Raw genomic sequence first — 14,878 nt, 5'->3', positions numbered from 1 at the left:
CATATGTCCGCCCTGTCCACCCGTGAAAAGCTCGAAATCCTCGCCGATGCCGCCAAATATGACGCATCCTGCGCCTCGTCGGGCACGACCAAGCGGGATTCGCGCGACGGCAAGGGGATAGGCTCGACCGAAGGCATGGGCATTTGCCATGCCTATGCGCCCGACGGCCGCTGCATCTCGCTGCTGAAAATCCTGCTGACCAACAGCTGCATCTTCGACTGCCATTATTGCATCAACCGCCGGTCGAGCGATGTCCGCCGCGCCCGCTTCACCGCGCGCGAAGTGGTCGACCTCACGCTCAGCTTCTACCGCCGCAACTATATTGAGGGGCTGTTCCTCTCCTCCGGCATCATCCGCTCGTCCGACTATACGATGGAGCAGATGGTCGAGGTCGCCCGCAGCCTGCGCGAGGATCATGATTTTCGCGGCTATATCCATTTGAAGACCATTCCCGACGCCGATCCGGAACTGCTGCGTCAGGCCGGCCTCCATGCCGATCGACTGTCGATCAACGTCGAGCTGCCGACCGAACCCGGCCTCAAGCGGCTGGCGCCGGAAAAGGACGGCCGCCGGATCGAGGGAGCGATGGCGCAGATGCGCAGCCAGATGGACGATATGGGCGACGCCCGCCGCAAATATCGCCACGCCCCTCGCTTTGCCCCGGCGGGCCAGTCGACCCAGATGATCGTCGGTGCCGATGCCGCCGACGATCGCGCCATCATCCAGCGCGCGAGCAGCCTTTATGACCGGCACCGGCTGCGCCGCGTCTATTACAGCGCCTTCTCCCCCATCCCCTCGCCCAGCAGCGTGCTGCCGCTCAAGCGCCCGCCGCTGATGCGCGAACATCGGCTCTACCAGTCGGACTGGATGATGCGCTTCTATGGCTATTCCGCGGCCGAGGTCGCCGCCGCCACCGACCGGGACAGTGGCTGCCTGCCGCTCGACATCGATCCCAAGCTCGCCTGGGCCTTGCAGCATCGCGCCAGCTTCCCGGTCGACGTCAACCATGCGCCGCGCGAAATGCTGCTGCGGGTGCCGGGCCTGGGGGTGAAGGCGGTCGATCGCATCCTGGCCAGTCGCCGCCATCGCCGGCTGCGGCTGGAAGATGTCGCGCGCCTGACCACGTCGATCGTCAAGCTGCGCCCCTTCCTGATCGCCGCCGACTGGCGCCCGGTGCAACTGGCCGACCGAGTCGATCTGTCCGCGCAGTTGCGGCGTCCCGCCGCCCAGCTCGAACTTTTTTAAGGGGAGCCGAGGCAATTTTGCGGTTGATCGCAAGCACGGTTCATGAAACTCTTGTAACACGATCAGCAAGGGGATCGGGACTTTGGCGACACTTTTCGACAATCAGGCCATGGAGCGGCAGGGCGCAGGCTTTGCCAAGCGCATCAGCACGCATCTTGCGGCCGCCCTTGTCGTCTTCTGCCTGCTTCAGATCTTCATCGTCGCCAAGATGGGCGGCTCGCTGGTCCTGCACCTTGGCGTCATCATCGCGATCGGCGGTTTCGCCATCGCCGCCCGTGCGCTCGAACATCGCTGGCAGATGCTCGACCATAGCGGCCTGTCCCATGCCGGCCTGCGCCTGCGCTTCCGCCGCGACCTGCTCCAGCTCTGGGGCACCAGCCTGCTGGGCGCGCTGCTCTGGGTGCCGGTCGCGATCATCTTCCACGCGCTGTTCGGCTAAAACGCCGGACCCTTTTTACTGGGCCATCGTTTCCCCCTTCATCGCATGAAGGAGGATTGCCCATGGCCAAGGCCAGCATTTTCGATCGCCTGAAACAGGATCATGATGCCCATCGCCAGCTGTTCGACAAGATGGCGGAGGCGACGCGCGAAAAGGATGACGACCGGCTGGAAAAGCTGTTCGACCAGTTCAAGGTCGAAGTGACGGCCCATGCCGCCGCCGAGGAAGAGACGCTCTACGCCACCATGCTGGCCCAACCCGACCTGCGCGAGGATGCGCAGCACAGCGTGTCCGAGCACAAGGAAATCGACGATTTTCTGGAGGAGCTGGAAGGCCTCAAATTCAACGGCGATGCCTGGCGCCGCACCTTCGACCAGCTGAAGAAGCGCTACCTCCACCATATCGAGGAGGAAGAGGAAGAGATGTTCCCCGACGCCGCCAAGGAACTGAGCGCCGCCGAGGAGGACAAGCTCGCGAAGCTGTTCGCGCGCCGCAAGCCCGCCGAACTGGCCCGTGCCGAGGCGGAGGACTGACCGGACAGCCATGCATCGGGTGACGCTGGCGGGGCCGGATGATTTTGAGGGCTGGCGCGATGCGGCCCGCGCGCTGGCCCTGGCCGCCATTCCCGCCGACGCCATCCTCTGGGACGTTGCGGGCAGCGCCACGCCAGACCTGTTCGGCAGCGACGCGACGCCCCTGCCCCCGGCTCCAGCGGATGCCGCCTTCTCTGTGCCGCGCGCCTTTGTCGAACTGGCGCAAAGCGCAATCCTCCATCGCGACCCCGCCCGCTTCGCCCTGCTCTACAGCCTGTTGCTGGCGGTGCGTGCGGTGCCCGGCCGGATGGAGGATCGCGCCGATCCGCTGCTGCGCCGGGTCGAGGATCTGGCCAAGGCGGTGCGGCGTGATATCCACAAGATGCGCGCCTTCGTCCGCTTCCGCGAACTGGATGAAGGCGACGGCCCGCGCTTCATCGCCTGGTTCGAGCCGGACCATCATATTGTCCGCGCCAATGCCGGCTTCTTCACCCGCCGCTTCGCCTCGATGCGCTGGTCGATCCTGACGCCGGAAGTCAGCATCCATTGGGATGGCGACATATTGACCGAAGGCCCCGGCGCGCAGCGCGGCGACGCCCCGGCCGAAGATCCCGTCGAAAATGTGTGGAAGGGCTATTATGCCGCCATCTTCAACCCGGCCCGGCTGAAGACCGGGGCGATGCTGTCGGAAATGCCGCGCAAATATTGGCGCAACCTGCCCGAAGCTGCCCTTATCCCCGATCTGGTCGCCGGCGCCCAGGCGCGCGAGGCGGCGATGATCGCCACTGCGCCGCGCCCCGCGGCTCGCACCGGCAATAGCCGCGCCGCCTGGCAGGCGCTGCGCAACGAGGCGATGGCCTGCACCCGCTGCCCGCTGCACGGGCCGGCCACGCAGACCGTGTTCGGCGAAGGTCCGCTCGACGCATCTTTGCTCTTCATCGGCGAACAGCCGGGCGATCAGGAGGATCTGGCCGGCCGCCCCTTTGTCGGCCCCGCCGGGCAATTGTTCGACGCAGCGCTGGCCGAGGCCGGCGTGGATCGGGCACGCGCCTATGTCACCAACGCCGTCAAGCATTTCAAATATGAACAGCGCGGCAAGCGCCGCCTGCACCAGACGCCCGACGTGCCCGAGATCAAGGCCTGTCGCTGGTGGCTGGAACAGGAACTGGACCTGATCCGCCCGCGCCTCATCGTCGCTTTGGGCGCTACCGCCGCCCGTGCCCTGCTGGGCAAGCCGGTGACGATCAGCCAGATGCGCGGTCGCCCGATCCCACTCGACGACGGCGCAGAAGCCTGGATCACCGTCCATCCCAGCTATCTGCTGCGCCTGCCCGACCCCGATCGTCAGGCGCAGGAACAGGCCCGCTTCGTCGCCGATCTGCGGATGGTCGGCGAACGGCTCCACGCCCTCGCCTGATATAAATTCGTTGACGGCCGACCCGCTGCGCGCGACGCTGCCGCCATCAAATTAAACAGGGGGTTACATGATCTGGGGGAAGGCAGCGGCGCTGGCCGCATGCAGCATGGCGGCGCTGGTCGCGGTGTCGGCGCCGGCCGTAAAGGCCAAGGATGTCGTGGTCCATGCCGGACGGATGATCGACGGCACCGGCGCCGCCGCGCGCGAGAAAGTGTCGATCCTGATCCATGACGATCGCATCGCCGCGATCCAGTCAGGCTTCGTCACACCCGCCGGCGCGGAAGTGATCGACCTGTCAGCCAAGACCGTGCTGCCGGGCCTGATCGACACCCATGACCATATCACCGCCGGCTGGCACAGCGGCGACCCGATCCGCAACGCGGTTACGCGCAGCGCCTATGAGGACGCGATCGAGGCGACCGGCTTCGTGCGCAACACGCTGCTCGCCGGCTTCACCTCGGTCCGCGACTGCGGCGCCGACACCCAGGTGATCGTCGCGCTCAAGAAATCGATCGACGGCGCCGTCATCCCCGGCCCGCGCCTGTGGGTGGCCGGCACGCCGCTCGGCCCGACCGGCGGCCATGGCGACGCGGTCAACGGCCTGCGCGTCGAATTTGCCGACATTCCCCACATCAGCGACAATGTGATCGACAGCCCGGAAGCCGCCCGCATCGCCGTGCGCCGGCTCAAGCGCGAGGGCGCCGACCTCATCAAGATCATGCCGTCGGGCGGGGTCATGTCGATCGGCGATGATCCCAAGCATCAGCTGATGACCGACGAGGAGATCAAGGCGGTGATCGACACCGCCCATAGTCTGGGCATGAAGGTCGCGGCCCATGCCCATGGCAAGGAAGCGATCGACCACACGATTGCGCTGGGTGTCGATTCGATCGAGCATGGCTCCTATGCCGACGCCGGCAGCTACAAGATCTTCAAGCAATATGGCGCCTATCTGGTGCCGACCATGCTGGTGGGCGAGCGCGTCTATCAGCGCGCCAGGGAACATCCCGAACAGCTTAATCCCTCGACCGCCGAAAAGGCGCTGGTGATCGGCCCGTTGCTGCAGAAGAATCTGCGTGACGCCTATGCCGCCGGGGTCAAGATCGCCTTTGGCACCGACACGTTCGGTCTGTCCGACCATGGCGAAAATGCGCAGGAATTCGCGCTGATGGTGCGCGCTGGCATGCCGGCGATGGAGGCGATCAAGGCCGCCACCGCCAATGCCGCCGACCTGCTGGGCAGCACCGATGTCGGCACGCTGCAGGCCGGCCGCTATGCCGACCTGATCGCAGTCGACGGCGATCCGCTGGCCGATGTCCGCCAGCTCGAAAAGGTCGGCTTCGTCATGAAGGGCGGCGCCGTGGTCAAGGCCGACGGCAAGCCCATGATCTGATTCTGATTGGGGCTGGCGTCAGACCAGCCCCAGCCGCGCCAGTTCTTTCAGCATGGCCGGCGGCATCGCTTCCAGATCGTCCGCCTCGCCCCCGCCCAGATCCGGCGGCGCATCCTTGTCCTCCAGATAGCGCCAGCCTTGATGCGCGCGCTTGGGCGCCGTCCGCACCGGGATCAGCCGCGGCGCCAGCCGGATCCAGTAGCGCCCCTGCCCGGTCTCCTGAAATCCCAGGATCGGACTGCGGCCGACCAGCACATGCCCGTGAATCCAGTAGAGCGATCCGCCGTCCATCTCCTCCAGCCGCTTGGGCAGGTAACGGGTGGTCAGGCGCGCCTCGTCCGCATGGCTTTCCAGCCAGGCCTTGAGGGTCGCGGGGCTTTCGCTCTGGAAAGCGATCTTGGTCAGGTGCAGCGGCATTGGCGTCTAGATGGGGCGGAGGTTCAGCCGGTCAATCCCGCCGCCGTCGCCAGCCCCAGAAAAGCGAAGAAGCCCATCGAGTCCGTGATCATGGTGACGAAGATGGAGGATGCCACCGCCGGGTCCAGGTTCATCCGGTCGAACGCCAGCGGCACCGCCGCGCCCGCCAGCCCGGCGGTCACGATATTGGTCATCATCGCCGCGGCAATCACGCCGCCCAGCGCGACATTGTGGAACACCAGCCCCACGCCCAGCCCCAGCACCAGCGCCACGGTGCAGCCGTTGAGCAATGCCACGCGAATTTCGCGCAAGATGGTGCGGCGGGCGTTGGACCCGGTAATCTGGTTGGTGGCCAGCGCGCGCACCGTCACCGCCATGGTCTGGCTGCCGGCATTGCCGCCCACGCCCGCGACGATCGGCATCAGCGTGGCGAGCGCCACCATCTTCTCGATCGTATGCTCGAAAATGCCGATGATGGTCGACGCCACCAGCGCCGTCAGCAAATTGGTCAGCAGCCAGCGCACGCGCGCGCGATAGCTGTCCATCACCGGCTCGTTGATGTCGCCTTCGCCCGCACCCGACAGGCGAAGAATATCCTCGCCCGCTTCCTCGGAAATGATGTGGACGATGTCATCGACCGTGATCATGCCGACCAGCCGGCCGCTGCCATCGACCACCGCGGCGGAAATCAGCGCATATTTCTGGAAGCGCAGCGCCACTTCTTCCTGGTCCATGTCGACCGGGATCAGCGTCTGCTCGCGCTTCATCAGGTCGGCCATGGCGATGCCGCGCGGACAGGTCAGCACCCAGCTCAGCTGACAGGTGCCGATCGGCTTATGCCCTTCGTCGACGACGAAGATTTCCCAGAAATCGCGGGTCAGGTCGCCATTGTCGCGCAGATAGTCGATCACCTGGCCGACCGTCATATGTTCGGGCACCGCGACCAGGTCGCGCTGCATCATGCGGCCGGCGGATTCTTCGGGATAGGACAGCGCGGACTCGATCGCGGCGCGATCCTCCGGCTCCATCGCCTCCAGCACCGCCTGCTGGTCGGCCTCCTCCATGTCCTCGATGATCGCGACGGCGTCGTCGGTATCGAGTTCGGAGGCGAATTCGGCGACCTGCTCGGGCGCCAGCGCGCCGATCAGGTCGTCGCGCACATAATCATTGAGTTCGGACAGAACCTCCGCGCCGACCAGGTCGCCCAGCGCGGCGGCCACTTCGCCACGCTGCTCGGCGGGCGTCAGTTCCAGAAGGTCGGCAATGTCGGCGGGGTGCAGCGGCGAGACCAGCTCGCGCGCATGGTCGATATCGCCTTCGTCCACCGCATCCAGCACGGCGGACAGGAATTCGGGCTTCAGCCGGTCATCCTCGTCCAGGCTCGACTCGGCCTGCTCCACACCGGCCGAGATCAGACTCTCGTCAGCAAGTTCCTCGTGCGGCCGCGGCTCGGCCAAATCGCCACGTTCGGTCATGGCGCGCGCAACTGTCCGGTTCCTGTAACATTTCGATGCTTTCGCCGATGCACAATATAATTGCAATGGGGTTGGACGCGCTTTGGCAACAGATGGGACAGGCTTTGCCAAACAGCCGCTTCCATCCCCATCCCAAGCCTCTATATGAGGCGATCAACGCCTTCCCCAATGAGAGGATCTTTCATGGCCGACGAAACCCTTACCCTTTCCCTCGACAGCGGCGGCGACGTCGTGATCAAGCTGCGCCCCGATCTGGCGCCCGGCCATGTCGAACGCATCACCACCCTTGCCAAGGACGGCTTCTATGACGGCGTGGTCTTCCACCGCGTCATCCCCGGCTTCATGGCGCAGGGCGGCGATCCGACCGGCACCGGCATGGGCGGTTCCAAGCTGCCCGACATCAAGGCCGAATTCAGCCGCGAACCGCATGTCCGCGGCGTGTGCTCGATGGCCCGCGCGATGAACCCGAACAGCGCCAACAGCCAGTTCTTCATCTGCTTCGACGACGCCACCTTCCTCGACGGGCAGTATACCGTCTGGGGCGAAGTCACCTCGGGCATGGAACATGTCGACGCGCTGCCCAAGGGCGAGCCGCCCAAGACGCCGGGCAAGATCGTCAAGGCGACCGTCGCCTAAGCGACATTGTCCTTCCGGCCGCTGCCAGCCCCGCGACGGGACTGGCGGCAGGCCAAGCCCCGACACCGGTGCGGCCCCGCCGCGCCGGTGTCTGCGTTTCCGGGTCAGTGTTTCCGGGCCATGCCGTCGGTCGCGGAAATCAGCTGCGCGGTCTGGGTCGCATTGTCCGCCTCGTCCGCCGGCGGCGCGACATAGGCGCCGATCGATTCGATATGCCAGCGCCGATCCGCCTCGCTCGCGCCCGGCACCGCATCGACCCGGCGCAACACCACCTGGCGCAGCCGATACCAGGGCTTGCCGTTCGCCTTCAGCCGGCCATAGACCTGCACCGGCACCGTCACGAAGCTCGATCCGGCCGCGCCCTCGATCTCGGCCGGGCTGCCGATATTGGCATGAATCTCGCTGAAGCCACGGAAGCGCGCGGCGAAATGCGCATCATCCTGCGCGCCGATCGCGCTCTTGTCGTTCCACAGATCCTGCGCGTCGCTGAAGCGCTTTTCCTCCAGCAAGCCATAATAGCCCTGCACCACCTGCGCCGCGCCCTGCGCGCTGTCGGGGTCGATCGCGCCTTCCTCGGCCGGTGCCGGTTCGACCGGCAGGCCGCCGGGCGTGCCAGGCGCCGGCGGCGCCAGCGGCTCCATCAGCGCCTGCGCCTCGGCGCGGACATTATTCTCGACCTGGCTGGCATTGGCGCCATTGGCCAGATTGTCGATCGCGCTTTCCTCGCGCCCGTCACAGGCGGCCAGACTCACCAGGCCCAGCAACAACGCGGCGCCAGCCATCCCCCTCATGCCAGCCATCCCCCTCATGAACGTCTCCCGCATTATTGGGGCCGGGTCCGAACCGGATCGCGCCCACTGCCTCTTGTCCCGGCGTCCGACCGCATGCGCGGTGCCGGACGGGCGCTGCCGCCCATGTCGCGCGGCGGGCGGCTCGCCTGGGGCGGGCGCTGGCCGGGCTGCGGCACATAGCGCTGGTCGCCGCCGCTGGCGCCGGGACGGCTCCAATTGCCATCATTGGGCCGACCGTCACCGCCATTCCAGCCGGGGCGACCGCCAGGGCGTCCGTCGCCCGGCCGATTGCCATCGGGGCGCCCGTCACCCGGACGATCCCAGCCCGGCCGACCATCGCCCGGACGTCCGTCACCAGGTCGCCCATAACCGGGCCTGCCGTCACCGGGCCGACCATTGCCCGGCCGGTCCTTGCGACGCGCTTCCCAATAGCGGCGCTGGCTGTCATTCCAGCGATGCCGCGCACCGGCGCGGTCATAGACATAATAGCCGCGTCCCGGATAATAAAAGTCATTGTACCAGCCGCCATAGCCGCCCGGCGCATAGCCATAAGGGCCATAATAGCCGTCGCCATAATAGCCGCCACCGCCATAATAGCCGGTGCCGACGCTCACGCCGCCATAACCATAGCCGTCATCATAGGCGCAGCCCCCCAGGGCCATCGCGCTTGCGAGACCAAGCGCAGCCAGGAATCGTGATCCGGTCCGCGTCATTGCCTGTCTCCTCATATGCTTCATGACCCCGGTTAACGCCGCGCGGTTGAATTGGTGGTGAATGAAAAGCGGTTCAAGATCGGGCATTTATCTGCGGTTCAGAAAAGGCGACTTTCGTTCATCCCCCTGACAGAAACCGTGTCGTTTCCAACACATAATCATGGCCCGGGCAATATTTCGCATTTCGTTCAGGAAACCTTCCGCCGGCCCCGACCATTGATGCCCCATGTCCTCGCAGACGCTTGCAGCGCACGGGACATGCCGGCGGGTCCACACCCCGGCCCAATTTCAGAAACAGATAAAGGGTCACCCCCATGAAGACACTGCTTTTCACGGCAGTTGCTGCCGCCACCCTGTTGCCTGCCGCCGCCATGGCGCAGGAAGACAGCAGCTCCACCCGCCGCATCGAACCCTATGTCGGCGTGATGGCGGGCGTGCATAATTATGACAGCGAGACCAGCAAGGAGGGCATTCCGCCCGTCGGCTACAAGGGCCGCATGGTCGAAGGCGTCGCGGGCGTGAACTATAATGTTGCCGGCCCGCTCGTGCTCGGCGTCGAAGGCACCGTGTCCAAGGGCGTCAGCGGCGACATCGACTGGGAATATGGCGCGGCCGGCCGCGTCGGCGTGAAGGCCGGCAAGGACAGCATGTTCTTCGGCAAGGTCGGCTATCAGTGGACCAATTTCGACGCGCTGGGCAAGGATAGCCGCGACTATCATGGCATGACCTATGGTGCGGGCCTGGAACTGTCGCCCGCCGACCTTGGCAGCTCGGCCGAGCGCAGCAATGTCCGCCTGCGCGTCCAGGCCGACACGACCGGCAATTTCCATTCGATCCGCCCGATGGCCGGCGTCGTCGTCAAATATTGATCGCATGAACGGGTGGGCCGGTCATTGATCGGCCCGCCCGCCCAGCCTTCATCCCTTTCCATAAAGGGATCTGGGGTGCGGGACGGCCATGGACTGCGGCCGTCCCGCATTCGCCTGTTCCAATATAGTTGACTGCGTCAACAATTCATGCTGAAGCGTCGGCATGGAACAGGCGATCGCAACCATCCGCACCTTCAACCGCTTCTTCACCCGCCATGTGGGGGCGATCGACGCGCGCTTCCTCGACAGCGACGCCAACCTGCCGGAGGCGCGGCTGCTGTTCGAAATCGCCCGGCTGGAACCGGTGCTGGCCAGCACGCTCCAGGCCGAACTGGACCTGGATCGCGGCTATTTGAGCCGCATGATCGCCCGTTTCGAGAAGAAGGATTGGATCGTCCGCGACCAGGAAGCCGCCGACGCCCGCGCCCGCCCGATCCGCCTCACCACCGCCGGCCGCGCCGCCTTCGACCAGATCGACAGCCGCCAGCGCGCCGTCGTCGCCCAGGATCTGGACCGGCTCGACAGCGTCGAGCAGCAGGATCTGCTCCAGGCGCTCACCCGCGCGCGGCTGTTGCTCGATCCCGCCAGCGGCGGCCCCTTCACCATCCGCCCCTTCCGCACCGGCGAGGTCAGCCAGGTCGTCACCCGCCAGTCGATCCTCTACGCCGCCAGCCATGGCTGGGGCCGGCCGCTCGAAACGCTGGAGACCGAAACCGTCGCCGCCTTCCTGCGCGACTTCAAGCCGGACCGCGAACAATGCTGGATCGCGGAGATCGACGGCGTCATGGCCGGCGCGATATTCCTGACCGACGAGGGCGAGGGCCTCGCCCGGCTGCGCCTGCTCCATGTCGAACCCTTTGCCCGGCGGCGCGGAATCGGCGACGCGCTGGTCGCCACCTGCCTGCAATTCGCCCGCGACAAACATTATCGCGCCGTCACCCTCTGGACGCACAAGATATTGGAACCCGCCCGCCGCATCTATGCCCGGCATGGCTTCGTCTGCGTGTCGAGCGACGTCCACACCGTCTTCGGCGACCCGATCGAGGGCGAGACCTGGCGCGTCGCCCTCCTGCCCTGACCGCGCCTGTCCTACGCAGCAGGGCGATGCTATAAGGGGGATGGACCGGCCGGCCGCTCGCAACATGATTTCCCACAATTGATCGATAAGATCGAAATGTGCGGGAAATGTGCGAAGTTAAGCGCGGCAAATCCTACAGAGCGGGTCGGCCATCCCAACCCGCTCCGTAGCGTTCCAACTCAGCCGCTGTTGCGCAGCGCGGTCGCGATCGCGTTGATCGACAGTTCGATGCCTTCCTTGATCCGGGCATCATCCTCGCCGGCGCGATAGCGCTTGAGCAGTTCGACCTGCAGCAGATTGAGCGGCTCGATATAGGGAAGCCGCAGCCGGATCGACGTCTCGGTCGTCGGGCTCCGTTCCAGCAGGCGCGACTGGCCGGTGGCCGCCAGCAGCCCGTCATGGGTCAGCGACCAGCCCTCGCGGATGCGGCCGAACAGCGTTTCCGCCTTGGCCTGGTCCTCGACCAGCGGCAAATATCGCGCCGCAATGCCCAGGTCCGACTTCGCCAGCACCATCTCCAGATTGGCCAGCGCCGACTGGAGGAAGGACCAATGCTGCGCCATGTCGGCCAGCAGCGCCTTGTCCTCGAACGCGGCGATCGCATGACCGAAACCATACCAGCCCGGCAGCATCACCCGCGCCTGCGCCCAGCTGAACACCCAGGGAATGGCGCGCAGATCCTCGATCGCGGTGCTCTTGGTCCGGCTCGCCGGACGCGACCCGATCTTGAGGCCGGAGATTTCCTGGATCGGGGTGAGCTGGCGGAAGAACTCCTTGAACCCCTCGGTGCCGTAGACCAGATCGCGATAGGCGGTGAAGGCGTTCTTCGACAGCTCGTCCATCGCCGCGGCAAAGCGGGCGGCATCCTTCGCCGACACGCCTTCGGGTTCCAGGCTGGCCAGCAGGGTCGCGCTGGTCATCGCTTCCAGATTGGTCATCGCCACGTCGCGCGTGCCGAACTTGGCCGCGATCACCTCGCCCTGCTCGGTGATGCGGATGCGCCCCTGCACGCTGCCGCGCGGCTGCGCCTGGATCGCCTTGAACGCCGAACCGCCGCCGCGCCCGACCGCGCCACCGCGACCATGGAACAGCTGCATCGCCGCCCCGGCCTCGGCAAATACCGGCTCCAGCGCCTGGCTCGCCTTGTAGAGGCTCCAGGTCGAGGTGATGTAGCCGCCATCCTTGTTGCTGTCGGAATAGCCGATCATCACTTCCTGATGGCCGCGCGCCTGCACCACCCCGGCAATTTCGGGCAGGCCGAAATAGGCGGTCATGATCTTGGGCGCGGCCTCAAGGTCGCCGATCGTCTCGAACAGCGGGATCGACATGATCGCCGCCTTGGCCGGGTCGCCATTTTCCGGCGCGCGCCACAGGCCCGCCTCCTTCAGCAGGATATTGACCTCCAGCATGTCGGACACGCTTTCGGCCTTGGAAATGATATAATGGGTGATGCACTGCGGCCCATAGGTGCGGTGCGCCTCGGCGGCGGCATGGACGATCGCCAGCTCCGACGCCGTTTCCTCGGAATATTCCGAAAAGCGCGTGCCGAGCGGCCGGTTGGTCGCCAGTTCCTTGCGCAGCAGGGCGATGCGGGCAAATTCGTCCAGCCCGGCATAATCCGCCTCGACCCCGGCCACCTTCAGCAGTTCGGCGACCACGCGCTGATGCACATCGCTATTCTGCCGCATGTCGAGCGTGGCGAGATGGAAGCCGAAGGTTTCGACCGCACGGATCAGCCGGCCGAGCGCGCCGCCGGTCGACAGCGCACCATCACCCTCGCTCGCCAGCCCCTGCGCCACGGTGACGAGGTCGCGGCGGAAATCGCCCGGCGCGGCGTAGGGCTCGCCCTTCAGCGCCGACGGGCGCGGCGGGGCCTTGCCGACCAGATGGACATAGGTGGTCGCCAGTCGCGCATAAATGCCCGAAATGGCGCGGCGATAGGGCTCGTCCTGCCGGCTGGGCGATGCGTCGCCGCTCGCCTCCGCCAGCGCCAGCACCGCTTCGGGCACATGGGCGAGTTCGGTCGAGACCGACAGTTCCGCGCCCAGCGCATGGATCGATTCCATATAATAGGCCAGCGCCGCCTCGCAGCCGCGGCCCAGCGCCGATCGCAGCTGCGGCGCCTGGACGAACGGGTTGCCGTCACGGTCGCCGCCGATCCAGTTGCCGACCCGCAGGAAGCTGTGCGGCCGTGCGCCCAGCACCCGTTCCCACCGGCCATAAAGCGCCGGCAGCGTCGGCAGGAAGATGTCGCGGAAATAGGTCAGGACATTGTCGATCTCGTCCTGCACGAACAATTTTTCGCGGCGCAGCGGGCGCGTCTGCCACAGCAGCGCGATCTGGCGGAAAATCGCCTCGTCCAGATTCTCGCCATCATCCGTCTCGGTCCGCCCGGCATCCTTGAGCTGCATCAGGTCTGCGATGCGATTCTTGTGGTCGATCATGCTCTTGCGCCGCACCTCGGTCGGGTGGGCGGTCAGCACCGGCACGATCAGGCTGTGCGACAGCAATTCCAGGACAGCATCCTTGCCGATGCCATGCGATTCGAGCTTGGCCACCGCCGACGCGACATCGGCGCCCGGTTCCGCCGCCACGCCCTGCCGATCCTCGGCCAGATTGGCGAGCATCGAGAACAGCATGAAGCCGCGGGTGAAGTTGAGCGTGTCGTCGAGATTGAGGGCATCGAGGCCCGTATCGGTCAGGTCAGCGCCCTGCAGCCCGCGCGCGCGGTCGACCGAGGCGGAGCGGATATATTCGGTCTGCTTGTAGAGTTTCTCCCCGCCATAGGCCCGAATGACATCGCCCAGCAGGCGTCCCAGATAACGGATGTCGGGATTCTGCGTGATCGCAGGCGCGGATTGGGCGGGGTTTATGCTCTCCATGATGGATCGATGCTGCATCGCAACAATGCGATGGTCAAGATATTACGCGGCCAACGCTGGCAAAGTCGCCAATACGGGTTGCGCGCAGGCCACAGGCTGGGCCAAAGGACGTTCGTGACCGCCAGCATCAGCATAGGAAATGACGGTACGGGCAATCCCGTGCTGGTCGATGTCGAGGAACTGCTTGCCACCCGTCTGCTCGTCCAGGGCAATTCCGGGTCCGGCAAGTCACATCTTCTGCGCCGCCTGCTGGAGGAAAGCGCGCCGATGGTGCAGCAGGTGGTGATCGACCCGGAGGGCGATTTCGTCACCCTGGCCGACGAATATGGCCATGTCGTGATCGATGCCGGCGACTATAATGAGCGCGAGATCGTCAAGATGGCGGCCCGCATCCGCGAACATCGCGCATCGGTGGTGCTGAGCCTCGAGTCGCTGGAACTGGAAGCGCAGATGCGCTGCGCCGCGACCTTCCTGTCGACCCTGTTCGATGCGCCGCGCGACCATTGGTATCCCGCGCTGGTGGTGGTGGACGAGGCGCAGATGTTCGCCCCGGTCGCCGCCGGCGACGTGTCGGACGAAGCCCGGCGCCTGTCCCTCGCCGCCATGACCAACCTGATGTGTCGTGGCCGCAAGCGCGGCCTGGCCGGCGTCATCGCCACCCAGCGCCTCGCCAAGCTCGCCAAGAATGTCGCGGCCGAAGCCTCCAACTTCCTGATGGGCCGCACCTTCCTGGACATCGACATGGCGCGCGCCGCCGACCTGCTGGGCATGGAACGGCGCCAGGCGGAGCAGATCCGCGATCTGGAGCGTGGCCGTTTCCTGGGGCTTGGGCCCGCGATCGCCCGCCGCCCGGTGGCGGTGAAGATCGGTGCGGTGAAGACCGGCACGCGCGGCGGCACGCACAAGCTGATGCCGCCGCCGATCACCACCGGCGAGGATTTTCAGGAATTGCTGTTCGCGCGGGTCGAGGAAGAATCGATGCCGCCGCCC

At 66.0% G+C, this 14,878-nt stretch carries 14 protein-coding genes; 9 read left to right on the top strand and 5 right to left on the bottom strand.

The window, feature by feature from the left end; genetic code table 11:
- Nucleotides 1-3: 3 nt before the first annotated feature.
- The 5 genes from CG471_RS09240 (at nucleotide 4) to CG471_RS09220 (ending at nucleotide 5,027) form a co-directional block, all read left to right on the top strand.
- The gene (locus CG471_RS09240; protein ID WP_099231671.1) at nucleotides 4-1,245 is read left to right on the top strand and encodes a putative DNA modification/repair radical SAM protein; all 1,242 of its coding nucleotides are present in this window, start codon (nucleotides 4-6) and stop codon (nucleotides 1,243-1,245) included.
- Nucleotides 1,246-1,327: 82 nt separating this feature from the next.
- Complete coding sequence (locus CG471_RS09235) at nucleotides 1,328-1,684, top strand: hypothetical protein (protein ID WP_010339604.1); 357 nt, start codon at nucleotides 1,328-1,330, stop codon at nucleotides 1,682-1,684.
- 62 nt (nucleotides 1,685-1,746) lie between these two features.
- Nucleotides 1,747-2,217 (top strand): hemerythrin domain-containing protein, encoded by a 471-nt coding sequence (locus CG471_RS09230; RefSeq protein ID WP_099231670.1) that lies wholly within the window; start codon nucleotides 1,747-1,749, stop codon nucleotides 2,215-2,217.
- Nucleotides 2,218-2,227: 10 nt separating this feature from the next.
- Entirely contained in the window at nucleotides 2,228-3,634 is a 1,407-nt protein-coding gene (locus CG471_RS09225; protein WP_099231669.1) for a UdgX family uracil-DNA binding protein, read from the top strand.
- 67 nt (nucleotides 3,635-3,701) lie between these two features.
- On the top strand, nucleotides 3,702-5,027 hold the full coding sequence (locus CG471_RS09220) for an amidohydrolase family protein (protein WP_099231668.1): 1,326 nt from the start codon (nucleotides 3,702-3,704) through the stop codon (nucleotides 5,025-5,027).
- A gap of 18 nt (nucleotides 5,028-5,045) precedes the next feature.
- Here the strand turns inward: CG471_RS09220 and CG471_RS09215 are convergent, their stop codons facing one another.
- On the bottom strand, nucleotides 5,046-5,444 hold the full coding sequence (locus tag CG471_RS09215; protein ID WP_099231667.1) for a DUF1489 family protein: 399 nt from the start codon (nucleotides 5,442-5,444) through the stop codon (nucleotides 5,046-5,048).
- Between the two features lie 23 nt (nucleotides 5,445-5,467).
- The gene (gene mgtE, locus CG471_RS09210; RefSeq protein WP_099231666.1) at nucleotides 5,468-6,919 is read right to left on the bottom strand and encodes a magnesium transporter; all 1,452 of its coding nucleotides are present in this window, start codon (nucleotides 6,917-6,919) and stop codon (nucleotides 5,468-5,470) included.
- Between the two features lie 183 nt (nucleotides 6,920-7,102).
- Here mgtE and CG471_RS09205 point away from each other — a divergent pair, with 183 nt between their 5' ends.
- A complete protein-coding gene (locus CG471_RS09205; protein WP_004208636.1) occupies nucleotides 7,103-7,555 on the top strand; it encodes a peptidylprolyl isomerase in 453 nt (150 codons plus the stop codon).
- A 104-nt stretch (nucleotides 7,556-7,659) separates the two neighbouring features.
- Here CG471_RS09205 and CG471_RS09200 read toward each other — a convergent pair whose 3' ends face one another.
- Entirely contained in the window at nucleotides 7,660-8,346 is a 687-nt protein-coding gene (locus CG471_RS09200; protein ID WP_180275654.1) for a hypothetical protein, read from the bottom strand.
- Nucleotides 8,347-8,378: 32 nt separating this feature from the next.
- Nucleotides 8,379-9,059, bottom strand: a complete 681-nt coding sequence (locus CG471_RS09195) for a peptidase (RefSeq protein WP_099231664.1) — start codon at nucleotides 9,057-9,059, stop codon at nucleotides 8,379-8,381.
- Nucleotides 9,060-9,373: 314 nt separating this feature from the next.
- Here CG471_RS09195 and CG471_RS09190 point away from each other — a divergent pair, with 314 nt between their 5' ends.
- Together CG471_RS09190 and CG471_RS09185 are read left to right on the top strand one after the other, a co-directional pair.
- Nucleotides 9,374-9,928 (top strand): outer membrane protein, encoded by a 555-nt coding sequence (locus CG471_RS09190; protein ID WP_004208639.1) that lies wholly within the window; start codon nucleotides 9,374-9,376, stop codon nucleotides 9,926-9,928.
- A gap of 163 nt (nucleotides 9,929-10,091) precedes the next feature.
- On the top strand, nucleotides 10,092-11,006 hold the full coding sequence (locus CG471_RS09185) for a helix-turn-helix domain-containing GNAT family N-acetyltransferase (protein WP_099231663.1): 915 nt from the start codon (nucleotides 10,092-10,094) through the stop codon (nucleotides 11,004-11,006).
- Between the two features lie 179 nt (nucleotides 11,007-11,185).
- Here CG471_RS09185 and ppc read toward each other — a convergent pair whose 3' ends face one another.
- Complete coding sequence (gene ppc / locus CG471_RS09180; RefSeq protein ID WP_099231662.1) at nucleotides 11,186-13,888, bottom strand: phosphoenolpyruvate carboxylase; 2,703 nt, start codon at nucleotides 13,886-13,888, stop codon at nucleotides 11,186-11,188.
- Between the two features lie 114 nt (nucleotides 13,889-14,002).
- Here ppc and CG471_RS09175 point away from each other — a divergent pair.
- On the top strand, nucleotides 14,003-14,878 hold an 876-nt coding region (locus CG471_RS09175; RefSeq protein ID WP_143560178.1), incomplete at its 3' end, for an ATP-binding protein.

Source organism: Sphingobium sp. IP1, from assembly GCF_002708645.1.
Lineage (GTDB): Bacteria > Pseudomonadota > Alphaproteobacteria > Sphingomonadales > Sphingomonadaceae > Sphingobium > Sphingobium yanoikuyae.
This window is presented reverse-complemented; position numbering and strand designations above follow the sequence as displayed.

Bases quoted from the DNA above. Each gene is read 5' to 3' on its own strand.
- CG471_RS09225 (WP_099231669.1), top strand. From the start codon at position 2,228: ATGCATCGGGTGACGCTGGCGGGGCCGGATGATTTTGAGGGCTGGCGC.
- CG471_RS09230 (WP_099231670.1), top strand. From the start codon at position 1,747: ATGGCCAAGGCCAGCATTTTCGATCGCCTGAAACAGGATCATGATGCC.
- CG471_RS09195 (WP_099231664.1), bottom strand. From the start codon at position 9,059: ATGACGCGGACCGGATCACGATTCCTGGCTGCGCTTGGTCTCGCAAGC.
- ppc (WP_099231662.1), bottom strand. From the start codon at position 13,888: ATGGAGAGCATAAACCCCGCCCAATCCGCGCCTGCGATCACGCAGAAT.
- CG471_RS09190 (WP_004208639.1), top strand. From the start codon at position 9,374: ATGAAGACACTGCTTTTCACGGCAGTTGCTGCCGCCACCCTGTTGCCT.
- CG471_RS09185 (WP_099231663.1), top strand. From the start codon at position 10,092: ATGGAACAGGCGATCGCAACCATCCGCACCTTCAACCGCTTCTTCACC.
- mgtE (WP_099231666.1), bottom strand. From the start codon at position 6,919: ATGACCGAACGTGGCGATTTGGCCGAGCCGCGGCCGCACGAGGAACTT.
- CG471_RS09240 (WP_099231671.1), top strand. From the start codon at position 4: ATGTCCGCCCTGTCCACCCGTGAAAAGCTCGAAATCCTCGCCGATGCC.
- CG471_RS09205 (WP_004208636.1), top strand. From the start codon at position 7,103: ATGGCCGACGAAACCCTTACCCTTTCCCTCGACAGCGGCGGCGACGTC.
- CG471_RS09200 (WP_180275654.1), bottom strand. From the start codon at position 8,346: ATGAGGGGGATGGCTGGCGCCGCGTTGTTGCTGGGCCTGGTGAGTCTG.
- CG471_RS09215 (WP_099231667.1), bottom strand. From the start codon at position 5,444: ATGCCGCTGCACCTGACCAAGATCGCTTTCCAGAGCGAAAGCCCCGCG.
- CG471_RS09220 (WP_099231668.1), top strand. From the start codon at position 3,702: ATGATCTGGGGGAAGGCAGCGGCGCTGGCCGCATGCAGCATGGCGGCG.